This window comes from Acetonema longum DSM 6540, assembly GCF_000219125.1.
In the GTDB taxonomy this organism is placed as follows: domain Bacteria; phylum Bacillota; class Negativicutes; order Sporomusales; family Acetonemataceae; genus Acetonema; species Acetonema longum.
Genome location: NZ_AFGF01000049.1, coordinates 109,655 through 127,366, shown reverse-complemented (window position 1 = coordinate 127,366; position 17,712 = coordinate 109,655). Strand labels below are relative to the sequence as shown.

Sequence of the window (17,712 nt, the reverse complement as noted above, 5' to 3'; positions counted from 1 at the left end):
ACCTTCCGAACGTACAGTCTCACGCGCGTCCTCGTCGCGCTATCAGAATTTGTGACTTTTCGGGAGAGAGGTAGTAGCGGATGTTTTCTCATGAGCCGAAAAGTCACCTAAATTCTTCAGTATGGCAACGCAAGCGTTGCTCTTACCCAGCATCTGAACCTTTTTGAACGGTCCCCGGGTGTGAGGCTGCAGATGAGCTTGGGAAGATGGGAATACTATGCGTGCGCTGGGGGAAAAGACCACAAAGGGGGAGGAGGCCGACTTGCTGGAGTACCTGCTGACGTTTTGCCGGGAAAATGGGGTTTGGGGACTGTTTATCCTGGCCTTTGCCGATTCCTTTATTTCACCGGTCATGCCTGATATCCTCATGATTCCCCTGTGCATCGCCAACCCCAGCGGGGCGGTTTACTACGGCTTGGTAGCCACGGCGGCGTCGGTGATGGGCGGCTTTATCGGCTATTTGATCGGCCATAAGCTGGGTCCTCTGTGCATCACCAAATACATCCCGGAACAGCACTGGACCAGGATTCAGAACCTGATAGAAAAGCATGGCGCCTGGGCGGTGTTCTGGGGCGCCATAGCGCCGATTCCCTACAAATTCGTGTCGATCAGCGCCGGCGTCCTCAACCTGAACCTGCGCCTGTTTCTTTTCGTCACCCTCCTGGGCAGGAGCAAACGGTTTTTGCTGGAAGGAATTCTGATTTATTTTTTCGGCCCGGCCTTAGTAGAAACGGCCCAGCGCTATCTGGACGGGAACCTGATACTCACCGGCGGCTTGATCATGACGATTGTCATATCCTATTATTCTTTTAAATTGTTCTTTACCGGCAATAAGACCAATGGCGCTTCGTAGATCCGGGAAATATGCTTTTCGGGGCTCACCGACTCACCGGCAGACGCGCTTTAACTGCTGTTTCATCCTTACCGGAAAGGGGCTGTCAGGCGACAGCCCCTTTTTTTGTCAAAAAAGCCTGGAGATAAGAAGGTTGCACCATTTCCGGAAGCATTGTAGTATAAAGATATGCGCTGGATGATCATATTTATTTCCAGTTTCGGGGTAAAATAAGGGAGAATTTGCGCGGAACTTTTCATTTCTGACAGGAAATGCGCTGCAGGTGACGAACTACAACAAGATAAAAAATGAAACTATATGACAGAGAAAAAGGAGTTAGCGGCGATGACAGAGCCTAACAGCCCGGTTGTTTCAACCAATTTTATTCAAGCCATCATTAACGATGATAAGAAGAACAATAAGCATGACGGCAGGGTGCAGACCCGGTTCCCGCCAGAGCCAAACGGCTACCTGCACATCGGACATGCCAAATCCATCTGCCTCAATTTCGGCATTGCTGTCCAGAACGGCGGCCTGTGCAACCTGCGGTTTGACGATACCAACCCCACCAAGGAAGACGTGGAATATGTCGATTCCATTCAGGAGGATGTCCACTGGCTGGGCTTTGACTGGGGCGATCGCAGACACTACGCTTCGGACTATTTTCCTCAGATCTATGAATATGCCGTGCAGCTGATTGAGCTGGGCAAGGCTTATGTCTGCGACCTGACCCCCCAGGAAATGCGAGAGTACAGGGGGACTCTTACCGAGCCGGGAAAAGAGAGTCCTTACCGCAACCGTTCGATTGAAGAAAATCTCGATCTGTTCACCCGCATGAAAAACGGCGAATTCCCCGACGGCGCCCGGGTGCTGCGGGCCAAAATTGATATGGCTTCTCCCAATCTGAATATGCGAGACCCTGTTCTGTACCGGATCATGAAATCCGAGCATCACCGGACCGGGAATGAATGGTGCATCTATCCCATGTATGATTATGCCCATCCCATATCCGATTCCATAGAAAATATTACTCACTCTATCTGCACCCTGGAATTTGAAGACCACCGCCCCCTCTATGACTGGACGCTGGAGACTCTGGGAATTTTCCGCTCCCAGCAGATCGAATTTGCCCGGCTGAACCTGACCAACACCATCATGAGCAAGCGCTTTTTGCGTCAACTGGTGGAGCAGGGACGGGTCAGCAGCTGGGACGATCCCCGCATGCCCACTATCTCGGGCCTGCGCCGCCGGGGCTATACGCCCGAGGCTGTCCGGGATTTCTGCGAGCGCATCGGCGTGGCCAAGGCCAACAGCGTGGTGGATATTTCCCTGCTGGAGCACTGCATCCGGGAGGACCTGAACAACCGCGGCAGGCGTGTCATGGCGGTGCTGCGCCCCTTAAAAGTGGTCATTGATAATTACCCCGCCGGCCAGACCGAATGGCTGGATGCGGAGAATCATCCGGAACATCCGGAGATGGGCTCCCGCAAACTGCCCTTTGGCCGGGAACTCTACATTGAACAGGAAGATTTCATGGAAGTGCCGCCTAAAAAGTTCTTCCGCCTGACCCCCGGACAGGAAGTCCGCCTGAAGCACGCCTATATCATCAAATGCGAATCCGTAGTTAAGGACGCCTCCGGCCGGGTGACAGAAGTGCACTGCACCTATGACCCGGAAACCAAAAGCGGCGGCAGCCAGTCCGGCCGCAAGGTAAAGGGGACTCTTCACTGGGTTTCCGCCCCTCACGCCATTGCCGCCGAAGTTCGTCTCTATGACTATCTGCTGGTGGATGACAAAACGGAAGAAACCGAACAGACCGATTTTATAGCCCGCCTGAACCCTAACTCCATGGAAAAACTCACAACCTGCATGGTGGAAGAAAACCTGGCCCAAGCGACCGTCAGCGACCGCTTCCAGTTCCTGCGGCAGGGATATTTCTGCCTGGACAGCCGCGACTCTAAGCCGGGGGCGCTGGTGTTCAACCGGATTGTCGGATTGAAGGATTCATGGGTCAAAGAGCAGCAAAAAGCATAAATTGGGAAATACTCTCTGCATTTGATGCTTTTTTACCAATTTGATAGGATTATTTTCCTAAAGATATTCCTGTGAGCAGGATTTTGTCACATGTCCGTCAAAGGAGATTTATAAGATTTGTTCGGAATGCTTATCGACGGAACCAAGGAGGATGTGTGACATGGGGTACGTGACTGACGTGTTCATCGGCGTTGGCGCCATTTTTACTACTGCGGTTGTGGTAATGGGTTCTTTGATAGGGTTTGGAAGTATCCAGGACTTCATCTATCTGCATTTTGGCCTGTACGGCTATTTCACCGTTATCTTTATCGGGCCGGCCCTGTTTGTATTGGGCGTACTTTTAAAGGCCGTGCGCAACGTATTGCCCGGTTGACCGGAATTTTCACGAAAACTGCTGTTGCATGAGCGACAGCAGTTTTTTTGTTCCTGGGACCTCCCGGCTGTCTGTGACATATATTATTGTGGTAAGACAGCAAAGGGGGAGAGAGGGTATGCCAGTTACGCTGGGTATTATGCACTGGGTGTATCTGTCGTTTATCATCCTGATTCTGGGTTTTATGCTGCTGCGGCGTGATACAACCTTGGTGTGCATTGCCGGTATTTTTGTCCTGGGTCTTCTGGCCAAGCAGTCAGTCTATCTGGCGGTAACCGGCGTATTTACCAGCTTTATCTATGCCATTACCGAACTGCTGGGGACCATTCTGATCATCTCGATCATTACGGCTATGAGCAGGGTGCTGCTCTACAGCGGCATCAACGAGATGATGATTTCGCCCTTTGCCGGCCTGATCCGGACCCCGGCCCGGGCTTTCTGGGTGATCGGGATCCTGATGATGACCATTTCCTGGTTTTTCTGGCCATCGCCGGCTGTGGCCCTGATGGGAGCGGTGCTCCTGCCGGTAGCAATCCGGGTAGGTTTGCCGGCGATTGGGGTGGCCATGGCCATGAACCTGTTCGGCCACGGCATTGCCCTGTCCAGCGACTTTGTCATCCAGGGCGCTCCCAAGCTGACGGCGGACGCCGCCGGCATTTCCACCGCCAGTGTAGTGACGGCCAGCGTACCCTTGGTGTTGATCATGGGGGTGGTTACCACTGTGACAGCGTTCTGGCTGCTGCGGCGGGACTTGGCCAGCGGCGCCCTCCAGGCCGCGAGCAACGGCGCCGACCGGGAGAACACAAACGCCCGCTTCGGCAAAAACAGCTCACCGAACTTTCTCTCCAAACCGGCTCAGTGCTATTTGGCGGTCCTGATCCCGGTGATGTTTGCCCTGGACGTATTCGTCATGTACCAGGCCAAGCTTCAGGGAGGGGACGCCACCGCGCTGATCGGCGGAACGGCGGTTCTCATTCTCATCACCATTGCCATGCTGGCCCACCGGGGGGAAGGTCTGGAGCAGATAACCGGCTACCTGGTGGAAGGATTTCAGTTCGGCTTTAAAATCTTCGGCCCGGTCATCCCTATTGCCGCCTTTTTCTACCTGGGGGACGCCGCCCTGGTAACTCTTTTCGGCAAAGTCCTGCCACCCGGTTCCCAAGGCTTAGTCAATGACTTAGGCCTGGCCCTGGCCCGCACCGTACCCCTAAATGCCGGCGTAGGCGCGGTCACCCTCACCCTGGTAGGCGCCATCACCGGCCTGGACGGCTCCGGCTTCTCGGGCATCTCCCTGGCCGGCTCCATCGCCAGATTGTTTTCGGTGGCTATTGGATCGGGCATCGAAACTCTCACTGCGTTGGGACAGATTGCCGCTGTCTGGGTAGGAGGCGGAACACTTATACCCTGGGCGCTGATTCCGGCGGCTGCTATTTGCGGCGTGGATCCATTTGAATTGGCCAGGAGGAATCTGGTGCCGGTGGTCGTGGGGTTGGTGGTGACGACGATTGTGGCGATGTTTTTGGTTTAGAGAGATGGCGGGAATTTATCGTCTACTATATCCACCAGCATGGTAAGACTGTTCCCTTTATCAGGTTGCAGGGAAAATGGATCTGGGACTTTGAGTTATGACTGGTACCAAGATTGAAGTGAAAGGAAAAAGTGAGATACGGGGTGTTCAGGAGGGCGACAGTTACGACTAAAAGCAACAATTACGTTTTGTGTGGAAAGAATCATCAAGAAAGCACTCGCGACTTTTTAGGGCCGGGAGTGCTTTCTTGTAGAAGTAAAGCGTAGGACTTTTTTGTTCGGGATACAGGAGATTGATGAAGAATATGGAAAAAAGAATATAGAAAATTGTAAAATGTAATGGCGGCAATAACGGGTGGGCGTTAATGAAACTTGAAGAAAAGCATTCTAAATCATTAAAAGTAACTGGAGAAATAAAGTAGAATATTTTGAAGCTAAGGCCGGATATGATCCGAGAGGAGTCTTAATGCTTTGATGCGAACCCCAAGCGAACATTGGAACTCAAGGTAGTTCGCAAGGCGTGTAGTTTACAGGATAATTGATGTTGAGTTAGGTACAAAATGCTTTATTTCAAGTGAATGAACTTTTGATTCGCAAAATCATGTGTTTTGATGCATGATTTTAATGTATCATGAGTTTGACAGTCGTGCCCCGTGTGGGCACGTGGATTGAAACATGCGTTTAGCGAAGACTTATCAGAGCATACGGCGTCGTGCCCCGTGTGGGCACGTGGATTGAAACGCGTAAGTAAAAACCAGATTATCCACGGCGGCAGTCGTGCCCCGTGTGGGCACGTGGATTGAAACCGCTCCTGCTCAACCTGCTCGATATAAGCCAGGAGGTCGTGCCCCGTGTGGGCACGTGGATTGAAACTGAACTGGTGGAGGTTGACGAAAATTTTAACATGGTCGTGCCCCGTGTGGGCACGTGGATTGAAACAAATGAATACAACTGCCCAACAGCGGTTTATATCGTCGTGCCCCGTGTGGGCACGTGGATTGAAACCAGTTATAGGTAATGTTTATTCTTTTTTCCTTCCGTCGTGCCCCGTGTGGGCACGTGGATTGAAACCTCTATGATCGACGTAAACTTAAGCGACTATCTGTCGTGCCCCGTGTGGGCACGTGGATTGAAACTTATGAAAACTGGGCGATGTCCCGCAGCATGCCTCGTCGTGCCCCGTGTGGGCACGTGGATTGAAACCGTTTTGAAAATGAGGTGATCTTATGATCAAACTACGTCGTGCCCCGTGTGGGCACGTGGATTGAAACTATAATAACCGGTGTGGCCGGTGGTGTGGCTGCAGGTCGTGCCCCGTGTGGGCACGTGGATTGAAACGTTTTTCCGTTGGCGAATAATCAAACCACCATCCAGTCGTGCCCCGTGTGGGCACGTGGATTGAAACGTAGTTATCCCGCTGCAGAATTGCGTCACGTTTATGGTCGTGCCCCGTGTGGGCACGTGGATTGAAACCAGTGTGTCAGGCTGCGTCGCCTGCTTGAGCTCCCGTCGTGCCCCGTGTGGGCACGTGGATTGAAACGACAACATAAAGAAATACCACCCCAAAGGGCGGCGTCGTGCCCCGTGTGGGCACGTGGATTGAAACTATATTTGTGGTCATCCCAACTCCTCTTACGCCAGTCGTGCCCCGTGTGGGCACGTGGATTGAAACAATAAGACGAATATCAAGCGGCTTAACAGCTTTGGTCGTGCCCCGTGTGGGCACGTGGATTGAAACCTCATGGATAAGCGTACTGCCCAGGTAGGCTCGTCGTGCCCCGTGTGGGCACGTGGATTGAAACTCGATACGGATAAGGCGTGGCAGCAGTTTGACGTCGTGCCCCGTGTGGGCACGTGGATTGAAACCTATCATGAGAAAAAACAAGAAAGAGGGGCGAAAGTCGTGCCCCGTGTGGGCACGTGGATTGAAACAATATCAATCAGGTGATTATCCCGTGCCTGCAAGGTGTCGTGCCCCGTGTGGGCACGTGGATTGAAACGCTGCCTGGAGACGGCAGAAAAGATGGCGACCCTAGTCGTGCCCCGTGTGGGCACGTGGATTGAAACTGGCAAGCAGCATTTTTAGTTCAGCAAAGCAGCCATGTCGTGCCCCGTGTGGGCACGTGGATTGAAACCTTTAATCCATTCTAGGTTCAACCCCAGTTTCTGTCGTGCCCCGTGTGGGCACGTGGATTGAAACGCATCAAGCCCTCCGGGAAGCATCTGGCCCATCAGGTCGTGCCCCGTGTGGGCACGTGGATTGAAACTTCTTTTGAGTATTTGGCGGCATTTACCGCGAAAGTCGTGCCCCGTGTGGGCACGTGGATTGAAACCGTGGAGAAAGGCGGCGACAACTCCAGCGTATGTCGTGCCCCGTGTGGGCACGTGGATTGAAACCATCCTGGGCATATTTAGAGTGCACCACAGCAGGTCGTGCCCCGTGTGGGCACGTGGATTGAAACACTGCAGCAGTAGAGGTGATTTATGGGGGCCTGCGTCGTGCCCCGTGTGGGCACGTGGATTGAAACCAGCAAGACAACTCATGGGTATGTGCCGATAAGAGTCGTGCCCCGTGTGGGCACGTGGATTGAAACTCCAGACTTTGCGCCTGCATAATGCCTTCCGTGTCGTGCCCCGTGTGGGCACGTGGATTGAAACAGGTCCTGGACGGCGCTGTTTAAGGCTGTGATTGCGTCGTGCCCCGTGTGGGCACGTGGATTGAAACTTCATGTATCGCTACTTCCGCCGCCTGCTCCTTTCGTCGTGCCCCGTGTGGGCACGTGGATTGAAACCTATAAAATGGATTTTTGGTATAGCAAAACATACGTCGTGCCCCGTGTGGGCACGTGGATTGAAACTTTTGACCATTTATCATAAACGTTTGCCATCCTTGTCGTGCCCCGTGTGGGCACGTGGATTGAAACGGTCATTAGGGCGTAGAGTTCGGGGTCGATGTAGTCGTGCCCCGTGTGGGCACGTGGATTGAAACTTGACCATCCAGCCCTTTTCTCCCCCCCTGATGTCGTGCCCCGTGTGGGCACGTGGATTGAAACTTGCAACGGCAAACCGTCTTAAATTAGCGCAGATGTCGTGCCCCGTGTAGGCACGTGGATTGAAACAAGAAGATGACCTTTACACCACCTTAACCTATGCGTCGTGCCCCGTGTGGGCACGTGGATTGAAACATAATTTAGGCACACGGGACGTGTTTGTATCTATCGTCGTGCCCCGTGTGGGCACGTGGATTGAAACCCGGATATACAAACATCGTTTCCGTAACCGCCTGTCGTGCCCCGTGTGGGCACGTGGATTGAAACAATTCTTCGTCCAGTACTCCGCCGCGCACATAACGTCGTGCCCCGTGTGGGCACGTGGATTGAAACGCAACAGACGCGGAAAAAGCGAACTGGAATAGCAGTCGTGCCCCGTGTGGGCACGTGGATTGAAACCTTCAAGCGTCTGGACATTACCAACCTGAAACCGTCGTGCCCCGTGTGGGCACGTGGATTGAAACATTGGCGATAAGCCACTAATCGCCGCTGGATAAAGTCGTGCCCCGTGTGGGCACGTGGATTGAAACAGCGACTGGCGACAACTGCCGCTGGCCAGCGATGGTCATCCCCGTGATCAAGGAAAACGGTTGAATTTAGTATAAAAGGGCAGTTTAAAGGTTACTCAGATGGGACAGCAAGGCATACATTGCATATTGTAAGGCATTTGACCAAAATAGTTTAAATGACTAAGAGTCGATTTGGAACAGATTTTTCCAAGAAACAAGTGATTGCGGAAGACTGGGAGAGATAAACGATCTCCCAACCCCGCTTTTCGACGGCCTGACAGAACTAAAAACAGACACGGTTGATTAACCGTGTCTGTTTTTAGTTCTGTGTTAGTTCTTTTTTGAAATACTGATATTACATTCGTTTCAATCCACAGATGTTTCATCTGACAATAGTAATATAGCATAGTTTATCCAAAATCCAAATCAATTATTTCTATATTTCGAATGATATATTATTATTCAAAAAGAAATATTATATATACTTTACAAAAAAGAGGAAGTATAATACAATAATCTTGAGAATTAAAAGAAAATTGCCCCAACAGAGGCTGATCCCCTCTATCAGGACAAGGCAAGTAAGACATGCATACTATTAATAAGCTGTTTGCTATACTTTACTGCAGAATTGTATGCATTGTCAATTACTTTCCGCCAGTTTATGTACAGCGGAAAGGAGTGAATGCAAAAATGTACAGGTCTTTTGATTCCAATCAACCGAAAATTGGAGGAAGGTATAATGATGAAAGCAACAAAAATAAAAATGAAATCGGGTTGTCATTTCTCAAATAACTTAGTGGAAATTGATGAAATTTATGTAGCTGATTGTATCAATCCGGGCTTTTACAAAAAGGCAGCAGTTTATGATTGTTTGGTGCAAAATCCTCGTTCAATTCAAGTGAATATTGCTCCTTTCCCTGACCTTTTACCGGCACTTAGTGCTTATGATGAAAAATATGTGCGATCTCAAGCAAATGATTCTCCGCATGATAATCTGCTGAAATTGCCGCGGGAATGATACCCAACGCCGGGGTTGTATAAGCCTTCAGGCCACCTTTGGGTGGCCTCTCTACCCGGCGAGGGGTTAGTAAATTTCTCTACTTATTTTCAAAAGGAAACGCAGAATTTTATAAAATATAGGATTTTTCGATCCAGATGCAGGAGTTCATGGAAAAAGTGTGAAACTCAAATCAATAGTATAGTAATGTAATTTTCGACAGGATTCCACTATTCAGGAAGTACCCTTAAACTGAGGTGAGTTTATTGAATCGTTTTTTTCCTTTGAGTCAAAATGAATTCATCGCCCATGTGCGTAAAAACGATGACGGCACATGGGCTTCTCCGCATTTATTATCTCAACACTTGGATGGCACCGCAGGATTAGCAGAAACTTTTGCCGCCAAGTTTCATTCCGGAAAATGGGGAAAGATAGCCGGATTGGCTCATGATGCAGGCAAAGGCAGGCCAGAATGGCAAAAATATATCGGTGCTAAAAGTGGTTATGATGAAGAAGCGCATTTAGAAGGGAAATCAGGGAAAGTACCTCATGCTATTCACGGAGCAAGACTGACGGAAGATATCTTAGGAAAAGGACCTGGAAGGTTATTGGCATATTGTATTGCCGGGCATCATGCAGGTTTGCCGGATTGGTCCAGCGCCGAAGGGGCGGGACAATCCTCGTTGCAGTTTCAGGAGGATCATGTAAAGGATTTAAATAATGTTGCTGGATTTATTTTAGATAAAATGCAATCCTCAAAGCCGGGAACGCCTCCCTGGAAATTTTCAAGAGGACTGGATGTGTCTTTGTGGATCAGGATGCTGTACTCATGCCTGGTGGATGCGGATTTCTTGGATACGGAATCTTATATGGACGACGCTCAGGCCGGTATCAGAGGTGACTATTGTTCTATCCCGGAACTCTTGGAACGATTTCATCAATTCAGTAAGAAACTAGATGAAACAGCGGAAAATACGAAAGTTAATGCAATTCGAAGAAGTATCCGGGAAAAGTGTATACAAATGGCTCAAAAGCCACAGGGCATTTTTTCTCTTTCAGTGCCGACAGGCGGTGGAAAAACATTGTCAGGCCTTGCATTTGGCCTTGAGCATGCTAAAAAGCATGACTTGGACCGGATTATTTATGTAATCCCTTACACCAGCATTATCGAGCAAAATGCCGATGTATTCCGTTCAGTGGTGGGAGCCGATCAAGTAGTAGAACATCATTCCAGTTTGGACGAAGATGATTCTACTGTAAAATCTCGCTTGGCTTCAGAAAATTGGGATGCTCCCATCATAGTTACTACTACGGTGCAATTTTTCGAATCGCTTTTCGCCGCTAAGTCCAGCCGCTGCCGTAAGCTGCACAATATTGTAAATTCAGTAGTGGTGTTAGATGAAGCCCAATTAGTGCCGGTTGAATATTTAGCCCCTATTCTTGAGACCATGCAACTGCTGGTAGCACATTATCATGTTACTTTTATCATTTCCACCGCAACCCAACCGGCCTTCGGTGAGCGAATAGTGGATGGAAAATCGTTTCCGGGGTTGAAGAATATCAAAGAGATCATGGGGAATCGGGAAGAGGTAAAATCACTTTATGATTCACTAAAACGGTATCAGGTTCAATTACCGGAAGATATTCGCACTCCATCCGTTTGGGAAGATATTGCGGCCGCATTAAAGCAATATGAACAAGTATTGTGCATTGTTTCCGACCGAAAAAGCTGCCGTACACTGCATGGTTTAATGCCTGAGGGAACGTTTCATTTATCGGCTTTGATGTGCGGCCGGCATCGCACTGAAATTATCGAGAAGATCAAACAAAAATTAAAAAATAAAGAGCCGGTTCGGGTGATTAGCACTCAGCTTGTGGAAGCAGGTGTGGACATGGATTTCCCGGTCGTTTACCGGGCTCTTGCCGGGTTGGATTCTATTGCTCAGGCAGCAGGCCGCTGCAACCGGGAGGGTAAACTATCCGGACTGGGACAGGTCATTGTCTTTAATGCGCCGAAAAAAGCTCCCATAGGGATTCTTCGCAAAGCGGAAGAAACGACTCGCAGCATATTTTTGAGCGGGTGTCAGGATCCGTCAGATCATGCTGTATATGAACGATATTTCTCAGAATTATATTGGAAGGCTAATTCGCTGGATGAAAAAGAGATTCTTAGGTATCTAAAGCCTGATTCCCAAGAATGCAGTATTTATTTTCGAACGGCAGCGGAAATATTCCGTATAATCGATGATTCTCAGCTAAAAACAATTATTGTCCGGTATGATGAAAGTGAAAAATTGATTGATTTACTAAAATCAAGAGGGCCGGACCGTTGGTTGATGAGGAAGATTCAACGATATACCGTGAATATCTACAATACTGATTTTTATCATATGCAACAGCGAGGAGCAATTGAAGAAGTGCAGCCTAACATTTTTGCACTGGCAACTAATCTGGATTATTCCAGGGATACAGGTCTTTTAGTTGATGAAACCCCTTTTGATCCAGATTCATTTATTATTTAGGAAGGAGTTGATAAAATGCATAACTGGTGTTTAGAAGTATGGGGCGACTATGCTTGTTTCACCCGTCCGGAAATGAAAGTGGAACGGGTAAGTTACGATGTGATGACGCCATCGGCAGCCAGAGCTATCTTTGAGTCCATTCTCTGGAAACCGGCCATTCGCTGGAACGTAACAAAAATCGAAGTGATTAACCCGATTAAATGGATTTCTGTTCGCCGTAATGAAGTGGGGAGAAAGATGCCTAATCCTACAGCAAAGCAGATGGCTGGCGCATTAGGCGAACCTATGGGTATTTTTATTGAAGATGAACGCCAACAACGGGCCGGACTCTTTCTGAGGGATGTCAGGTATCGTATTTATGGCTATTTCGACTTTATCCCCCCGGATCAAAGGAAAGCAAATCATTCAGTCTCGCCTGAATTTTGGGCAGATGAGCAAGAACTGGCGGAAAAAATACGCTTGGATGAAACCGAGGCAAAATATGCAGCCATGTTTGAACGGCGGGCAAAAAAAGGCCAGTGCTTTCACCGGCCTTATTTAGGTTGCCGGGAATTTGCCTGTGATTTCAGGCTGGTAGATCCCCAGAAGGAGCCGGTTGAGTTGATTGAAGAAACGCGGGATCTAGGGTTTATGCTGTATGATATGGATTTTGAAAAAGATGAAAATGACCCGATACCTTTATTTTTCCGGGCCTGGATTGAAAATGGGGCAGTGAATGCAGACCGCAGGGAAGTGGAGGTGCGGGGATGATACTGCAGGCGTTGAAGGAATATTATGACCGTAAGGCATCCGATCCTGAGAGCGATATTGCGCCAGAAGGCTGGGAAAAGAAAGAAATACCTTTTATTATTGTCTTAGATCATGCGGGGAATTTGATGCAAATTGAGGATACGCGGGAAGGTGAAGGAAAGAAAAAAAGAGCAAAAGCCTTTCTGGTACCTCAAGCAGAAAAAAAGACATCGGGGATTGCCGCTAATCTTCTTTGGGAAAATGCCGGATATGTATTGGGGATTGCTACAAAAGGAAACAATGAACGTGCTATTAAACAAAAGAATGCTTTTATTGACCGTTTAACAAATGAACTTGGGGATATTAAAGTTGTCCAAGCAGTCATTGCTTTCCTTACAAACGTTACAGAAGAAAGACTCTCACAAGAGGAATGCTGGCAAGAAATCTCTGCATCAAACCCCAATCTCTCTTTTCGAATGAGTGCAGACTCATTTTTAATATGTCGCCATCCTGATGTTGTATCAAGGCTTTCTTCAACAAGCCAAAGCTCAAATGATATATCAGGAACTTGCCTGGTAACAGGGAAGAATGCGAGGATCAAAGTGCTTCATACATCCATTAAGGGGGTGTATGGTGCTCAAACTGCAGGAGCTAATATTGTTTCTTTTAATCTTGATGCCTTTAAGTCATACGGGAAAGAGCAAGGGTTTAATGCACCGGTAGGCGCTGAGGCTGAATTTTCTTATACAACTGCTATCAATACACTGCTGGGAAGAGATTCTAAACAACGTCTTTTGATCGGAGATGCCTCCACTGTCTTTTGGTCAAAAAAGCAATCATCCTTTGAATCCGAGTTCTCTTCCTTTTTTGAAGAACCGGAAAAAGACAATCCTGATGCAGGCACGCAAAATGTTAAGGCATTATTTGAGTCAATTCATAGCGGCGCTTATCGGGAAGATGACGGCAAGACCCCATTCTACATCTTGGGGCTGGCCCCTAATGCCGCTCGCATTGCTGTTCGCTTTTGGCAGATTGGAACCATTGCCGAAATTGCCGTTCGGATTCATCAATACTTTAAGGATTTTGCCATTGTCAAACCACCTAGAGAGCCGGAGTATTATTCTATTTGGCGCATCTTAGTAAATATCGCTACCCAAGATAAGAGCGAAAATATTCCGCCGAATCTTGCCGGGGATTTCATGCGATCCATTTTGACAGGAATGCCTTATCCGGCTACATTGCTGCAAGCCGTGTTGCGGCGAATCCGCAGCGATACGGAAAACAGGGTTAAACCAGTTCGGGCGGCGTTGATTAAAGCCTATTTAAATCGTTATTATCAATTTTATCCTGATCAAAACCAAAGGGAGGTTCAGATGGAATTGGATATTTCACAACCCTCAATCGGTTATCAACTGGGAAGGTTATTTGCCACACTGGAAAAGATTCAAGAAGAGGCGAATCCAGGAATCAATGCTACTATCCGAGAGCGTTTTTACGGTGCCGCCTGTGCAACCCCGGTAACTGTCTTTACGAATCTGCTTCGCCTTAAAAATCACCATCTTGCAAAACTCGACAATAAAGGAAGAGTAGTGAATTTTGAACGGTTATTGGGTGAAATCATCGGAAATTTAAAAGACTTTCCCGCCCAGCTTGATTTGCACGAGCAAGGACGTTTCGCCATCGGCTATTATCATCAGCGGCAAGATTTTTTCACTAGCAAAGGTGTTGCGGAAAGTGACAAATGAATAAAAAAATTTAGAAAGGGTGTAAAATATGAGTACCATTCAAAAACGTTATGATTTTGTCATATTATTTGACGTTAAAGACGGAAATCCTAATGGAGATCCGGATGCGGGCAATTTACCCCGTGTAGATGCAGAAACAGGACATGGGCTGGTTACCGATGTTTGTTTAAAAAGAAAAGTAAGGAATTATGTTAGCCTAAAACAAGAAGAAAAAGCTCCTTATGGAATTTTCGTTAAAGAAAAATCTATATTAAACAATACGATTGAGCAGGCTTATGCTAGCTTAAATATTGATTTGCAACAACCTCCGACCGATTCGGCAGATGGTAAAAAGCGAAATAAGCCCGGGCAGGGTCAAGGGAAAGAGGTGGATCGGGCCAAGCAATTTATGTGTCAAAACTTTTTTGACATTAGAACATTTGGAGCTGTTCTATCAACGGGAGCTAATGCCGGACAAGTTCGCGGCCCAGTGCAGTTTACCTTTGCACGCTCGGTAGAACCTATTGTGTCCCTTGAGCATAGCATTACTCGTATGGCGGTTGCAACAGAAGCTGAGGCGGAAAAGCAAGGTGGCGATAATCGTACAATGGGCCGGAAGTTTACTGTTCCCTATGGACTTTATCGCGCCCATGGTTTTATTTCAGCACCGTTGGCAAATCAGACCGGTTTTTCACAAGAGGATCTGGAACTTCTTTGGGAAGCGCTTGAAAAAATGTTCGAGCATGATCGTTCGGCTGCCCGAGGGTTAATGGGAACAAGAAAGCTGTTTGTTTTTGAACATGCGTCTAAGATGGGGGATGCTCCGGTTCAGAAGCTGTTTGACGCTATAAAAATAAAGCGAAAAGATACTGGCAAACCAGCAAGAGATTTCAGTGATTATGTTATTTCTGTGAGCACAGACGATATTCCGCAAGGCGTGACATTCATTGAGAAACTTTGAAACTGAAAAGAAATATTCCGACGATGATCTTCTTTTACTTTCAGGTATCCAACATATCGCCTTTTGTGAGCGACAGTGGGCTCTTATACACTTGGAACAAGTGTGGGCGGAGAATGTCCGGACCGTAGAGGGCAAGCATCTCCATGAGCGAGCAGATGATCCCTATAAGGATGAAACCCGTAAAACTCTGCGGGTTATACGGGCCATGCCATTAGTTTCGTATCAGATTGGCCTGCGGGGTGTTGCCGATGTGGTGGAATTTCACCAGAGTCAGGAAGTTGTGAGCGGTGAAATGTGCCGGCTGGAAAAGCGTGAGGGCTGGTGGAGGCCTGTTCCGGTCGAGTATAAGCGAGGCCGTCCCAAACCTGATGATCGAGATGCTGTTCAGCTTTGCGCTCAAGCTATGGCTTTGGAAGAAATGATGGTAATCTCTATCCCGTCCGGCTTTCTTTTCTATGGACAAACTAAACATCGTGAATCGGTTTTCTTCGATATAGCTCTGCGGCAGCATACTGTTGAATTGGCCACACGCATGCATCAGCTTGCCAGGGAAGAAATCACTCCAAAGCCGCAGAAGGGGAAACACTGCTCTCAGTGCTCTCTGGTTGAACAATGTCAGCCGCAATGGATGTTGCGTCATCGTTCAGTAGAAAGCTATTTGGCGCGCATGTGCCATGTGGAGGTAGATCATTCTTGAGGCGACTTCTGAATACGCTGTATGTTACCTTACCGGATGCCTATTTAGCCTGCGATGGCGAGAATGTGTTAGTGAAAGTAGATAATGAAATTCGGTTTCGAGTGCCAGTGCATAACTTGGAGGGTATTGTCTGTTTTGGCTTTGCCGGAGCCAGTCCCAAGCTTATGTATTTGTGCTGCGAACGCGGGGTAGCTCTTTCATTTTTAAACGAATACGGCAAGTTTATGGGGCGTATAACAGGTAATGTTTCAGGCAACGTTTTACTCCGACGGACGCAATATCGCTGGGCCGATGATAAGGAGATATCCGTTCGGTTGTCACGGCGATTTATTGCAGCAAAGATTATCAACAGCAGGGCGGTATTGCATCGCGCCCTCCGAGACCACGGGAAGGTTGTCGACAATAAGGCGTTGGAGTATGCTATGGCGTGTTTGGCGAGGATGCCGGAGCGACTAGAAAAAGCATTGGATGGCAATACAGTACGAGGGATTGAAGGAGAAGCGGCGCATCTTTATTTTTCTAACTTCAATCAATTAATAGTCAGTCAAAAAGACGGCTTTCCCATTTTCGGCCGTAACAGACGACCGCCGACAGATCGGGTCAATGCTTTGCTGTCATTCCTGTACACACTGCTCTCTCATGAAGTTGCAGCAGCTCTGGAAAGTGTCGGTCTGGATCCACAGGTTGGTTTTTTGCATCGAGACCGGCCCGGACGACAAAGCCTCGCACTGGATGTTATGGAAGAACTACGGCCTCACTTTGCGGATCGATTGGCAGTAACGCTAATCAACCGCAATCAGATTTCTGAAGCCGGCTTTGTCGTGAAAGAAAACGGCGCTGTCATCATGAGCGATGAAACACGCAAAGAAGTACTTACTTCCTGGCAAAAACGAAAACAAGAGGAAATCACCCATCCTTATTTAGAAGAGAAAATTCCGTTGGGACTTGTTCCTTATGTCCAAGCCCTGCTCTTGGCTAGGCACCTGAGGGGCGATCTGGAAGATTATCCGCCATTTTTCTGGAAGTGAGGTCATAGGCATGTTAGTGCTGATTACCTATGATGTGAATGTGACAACCGACTTAGGCAAGAGTCGGCTTCGCCGAGTAGCTAAGCAATGTGTCAATTATGGGCAGCGTGTTCAAAATTCGGTATTTGAATGTTTGGTCGATCCTACACAGTTTGCCGAATTAAAACACCGATTAGAAAGTATTGTCGATCCAAATACTGACAGTTTGCGCTATTATTTTCTGGGAAGCAATTGGAAAAACAGAGTAGAACATTTTGGCGCTAAGGTTGGATATGATCCGGAAGGGGTTTTAATGCTTTGATGCGAACCTTAAGCGAACATTGGAATTCAGGGTAGTTCGCAAGGCGCGTAGATTCAGGGATAATTGATGTTGCGTTAGGTGTAACCGATTTATTTAAGTGAAGGAATTTTTGATTCGCAAAATCATGTGTTTTGATGCATGATTTTAATGTGTCATGAGTTTGACAGTCGTGCCCTGTACGGGCACGTGGATTGAAACCCTGTGTACTGGAATACATTGATCCCGCGTATTAGTCGTGCCCTGTACGGGCACGTGGATTGAAACCGCTTAGTGATGACCACAACATCGTGGTCTATAGTCGTGCCCTGTACGGGCACGTGGATTGAAACCATTCCCAGGGTTTTAAGGCTGTCGTCAACGCAGTCGTGCCCTGTACGGGCACGTGGATTGAAACTGTAAAATGATCTCCGCGACGCTCCGTCTTTGGC

At 48.2% G+C, this 17,712-nt stretch carries 12 protein-coding genes and 2 CRISPR repeat arrays (1 of these 14 running past the window's edge); all 12 genes read left to right on the top strand.

Features of this window, described 5'->3' with window-relative positions; all coding sequences use genetic code 11:
- The first annotated feature begins 262 nt into the window (after positions 1-262).
- The 12 genes from ALO_RS05955 to cas2 all read left to right on the top strand — a co-directional run bounded on the left by ALO_RS05955 (position 263) and on the right by cas2 (position 17,284).
- Entirely contained in the window at positions 263-853 is a 591-nt protein-coding gene (locus ALO_RS05955) for a YqaA family protein (protein ID WP_169313128.1), read from the top strand.
- Between the two features lie 324 nt (positions 854-1,177).
- Positions 1,178-2,866 carry a glutamine--tRNA ligase/YqeY domain fusion protein gene (locus tag ALO_RS05950; protein ID WP_004093902.1) on the top strand — a complete coding sequence of 563 codons (1,689 nt, stop codon included), beginning with the start codon at positions 1,178-1,180 and terminating at the stop codon, positions 2,864-2,866.
- 160 nt (positions 2,867-3,026) lie between these two features.
- A complete protein-coding gene (locus ALO_RS05945) occupies positions 3,027-3,239 on the top strand; it encodes a hypothetical protein (RefSeq protein ID WP_004093901.1) in 213 nt (70 codons plus the stop codon).
- A gap of 118 nt (positions 3,240-3,357) precedes the next feature.
- Positions 3,358-4,767, top strand: coding sequence for a hypothetical protein (locus ALO_RS05940; RefSeq protein ID WP_004093900.1), 1,410 nt, complete (start codon positions 3,358-3,360; stop codon positions 4,765-4,767).
- 642 nt (positions 4,768-5,409) lie between these two features.
- A CRISPR array of direct repeats spans positions 5,410-8,346; the repeat unit is 32 nt; unit sequence GTCGTGCCCCGTGTGGGCACGTGGATTGAAAC.
- A 718-nt stretch (positions 8,347-9,064) separates the two neighbouring features.
- The gene (locus ALO_RS05935; RefSeq protein ID WP_004093896.1) at positions 9,065-9,343 is read left to right on the top strand and encodes a DUF3892 domain-containing protein; all 279 of its coding nucleotides are present in this window, start codon (positions 9,065-9,067) and stop codon (positions 9,341-9,343) included.
- Positions 9,344-9,579: 236 nt separating this feature from the next.
- A complete protein-coding gene (locus tag ALO_RS05930; protein WP_004093895.1) occupies positions 9,580-11,844 on the top strand; it encodes a CRISPR-associated helicase/endonuclease Cas3 in 2,265 nt (754 codons plus the stop codon).
- A gap of 15 nt (positions 11,845-11,859) precedes the next feature.
- Positions 11,860-12,594 (top strand): type I-C CRISPR-associated protein Cas5c, encoded by a 735-nt coding sequence (gene cas5c, locus ALO_RS05925; protein WP_004093892.1) that lies wholly within the window; start codon positions 11,860-11,862, stop codon positions 12,592-12,594.
- The gene (gene cas8c, locus ALO_RS05920; protein WP_004093890.1) at positions 12,591-14,318 is read left to right on the top strand and encodes a type I-C CRISPR-associated protein Cas8c/Csd1; all 1,728 of its coding nucleotides are present in this window, start codon (positions 12,591-12,593) and stop codon (positions 14,316-14,318) included. Before cas5c ends, cas8c begins: the two co-directional genes overlap by 4 nt.
- 28 nt (positions 14,319-14,346) lie before the next feature.
- A complete protein-coding gene (cas7c, locus tag ALO_RS05915; protein WP_004093888.1) occupies positions 14,347-15,258 on the top strand; it encodes a type I-C CRISPR-associated protein Cas7/Csd2 in 912 nt (303 codons plus the stop codon).
- Positions 15,245-15,955, top strand: coding sequence for a CRISPR-associated protein Cas4 (cas4, locus tag ALO_RS05910; protein WP_004093887.1), 711 nt, complete (start codon positions 15,245-15,247; stop codon positions 15,953-15,955). Before cas7c ends, cas4 begins: the two co-directional genes overlap by 14 nt.
- Complete coding sequence (gene cas1c, locus ALO_RS05905; protein WP_004093885.1) at positions 15,952-16,983, top strand: type I-C CRISPR-associated endonuclease Cas1c; 1,032 nt, start codon at positions 15,952-15,954, stop codon at positions 16,981-16,983. The genes cas4 and cas1c overlap by 4 nt, the downstream gene beginning before the upstream one ends.
- A 10-nt stretch (positions 16,984-16,993) precedes the next feature.
- Positions 16,994-17,284 carry a CRISPR-associated endonuclease Cas2 gene (cas2, locus tag ALO_RS05900; RefSeq protein ID WP_004093883.1) on the top strand — a complete coding sequence of 97 codons (291 nt, stop codon included), beginning with the start codon at positions 16,994-16,996 and terminating at the stop codon, positions 17,282-17,284.
- 166 nt (positions 17,285-17,450) lie between these two features.
- Positions 17,451-17,712: direct repeats of the CRISPR family, unit length 32 nt; unit sequence GTCGTGCCCTGTACGGGCACGTGGATTGAAAC (it continues 4,050 nt past the right edge of the window).

Coding starts and splice junctions, on each gene's coding strand:
- ALO_RS05950 (WP_004093902.1), top strand. CDS start 1,178: ATGACAGAGCCTAACAGCCCGGTTGTTTCAACCAATTTTATTCAAGCC.
- ALO_RS05945 (WP_004093901.1), top strand. CDS start 3,027: ATGGGGTACGTGACTGACGTGTTCATCGGCGTTGGCGCCATTTTTACT.
- ALO_RS05940 (WP_004093900.1), top strand. CDS start 3,358: ATGCCAGTTACGCTGGGTATTATGCACTGGGTGTATCTGTCGTTTATC.
- ALO_RS05935 (WP_004093896.1), top strand. CDS start 9,065: ATGATGAAAGCAACAAAAATAAAAATGAAATCGGGTTGTCATTTCTCA.
- cas5c (WP_004093892.1), top strand. CDS start 11,860: ATGCATAACTGGTGTTTAGAAGTATGGGGCGACTATGCTTGTTTCACC.
- cas8c (WP_004093890.1), top strand. CDS start 12,591: ATGATACTGCAGGCGTTGAAGGAATATTATGACCGTAAGGCATCCGAT.
- cas7c (WP_004093888.1), top strand. CDS start 14,347: ATGAGTACCATTCAAAAACGTTATGATTTTGTCATATTATTTGACGTT.
- cas2 (WP_004093883.1), top strand. CDS start 16,994: ATGTTAGTGCTGATTACCTATGATGTGAATGTGACAACCGACTTAGGC.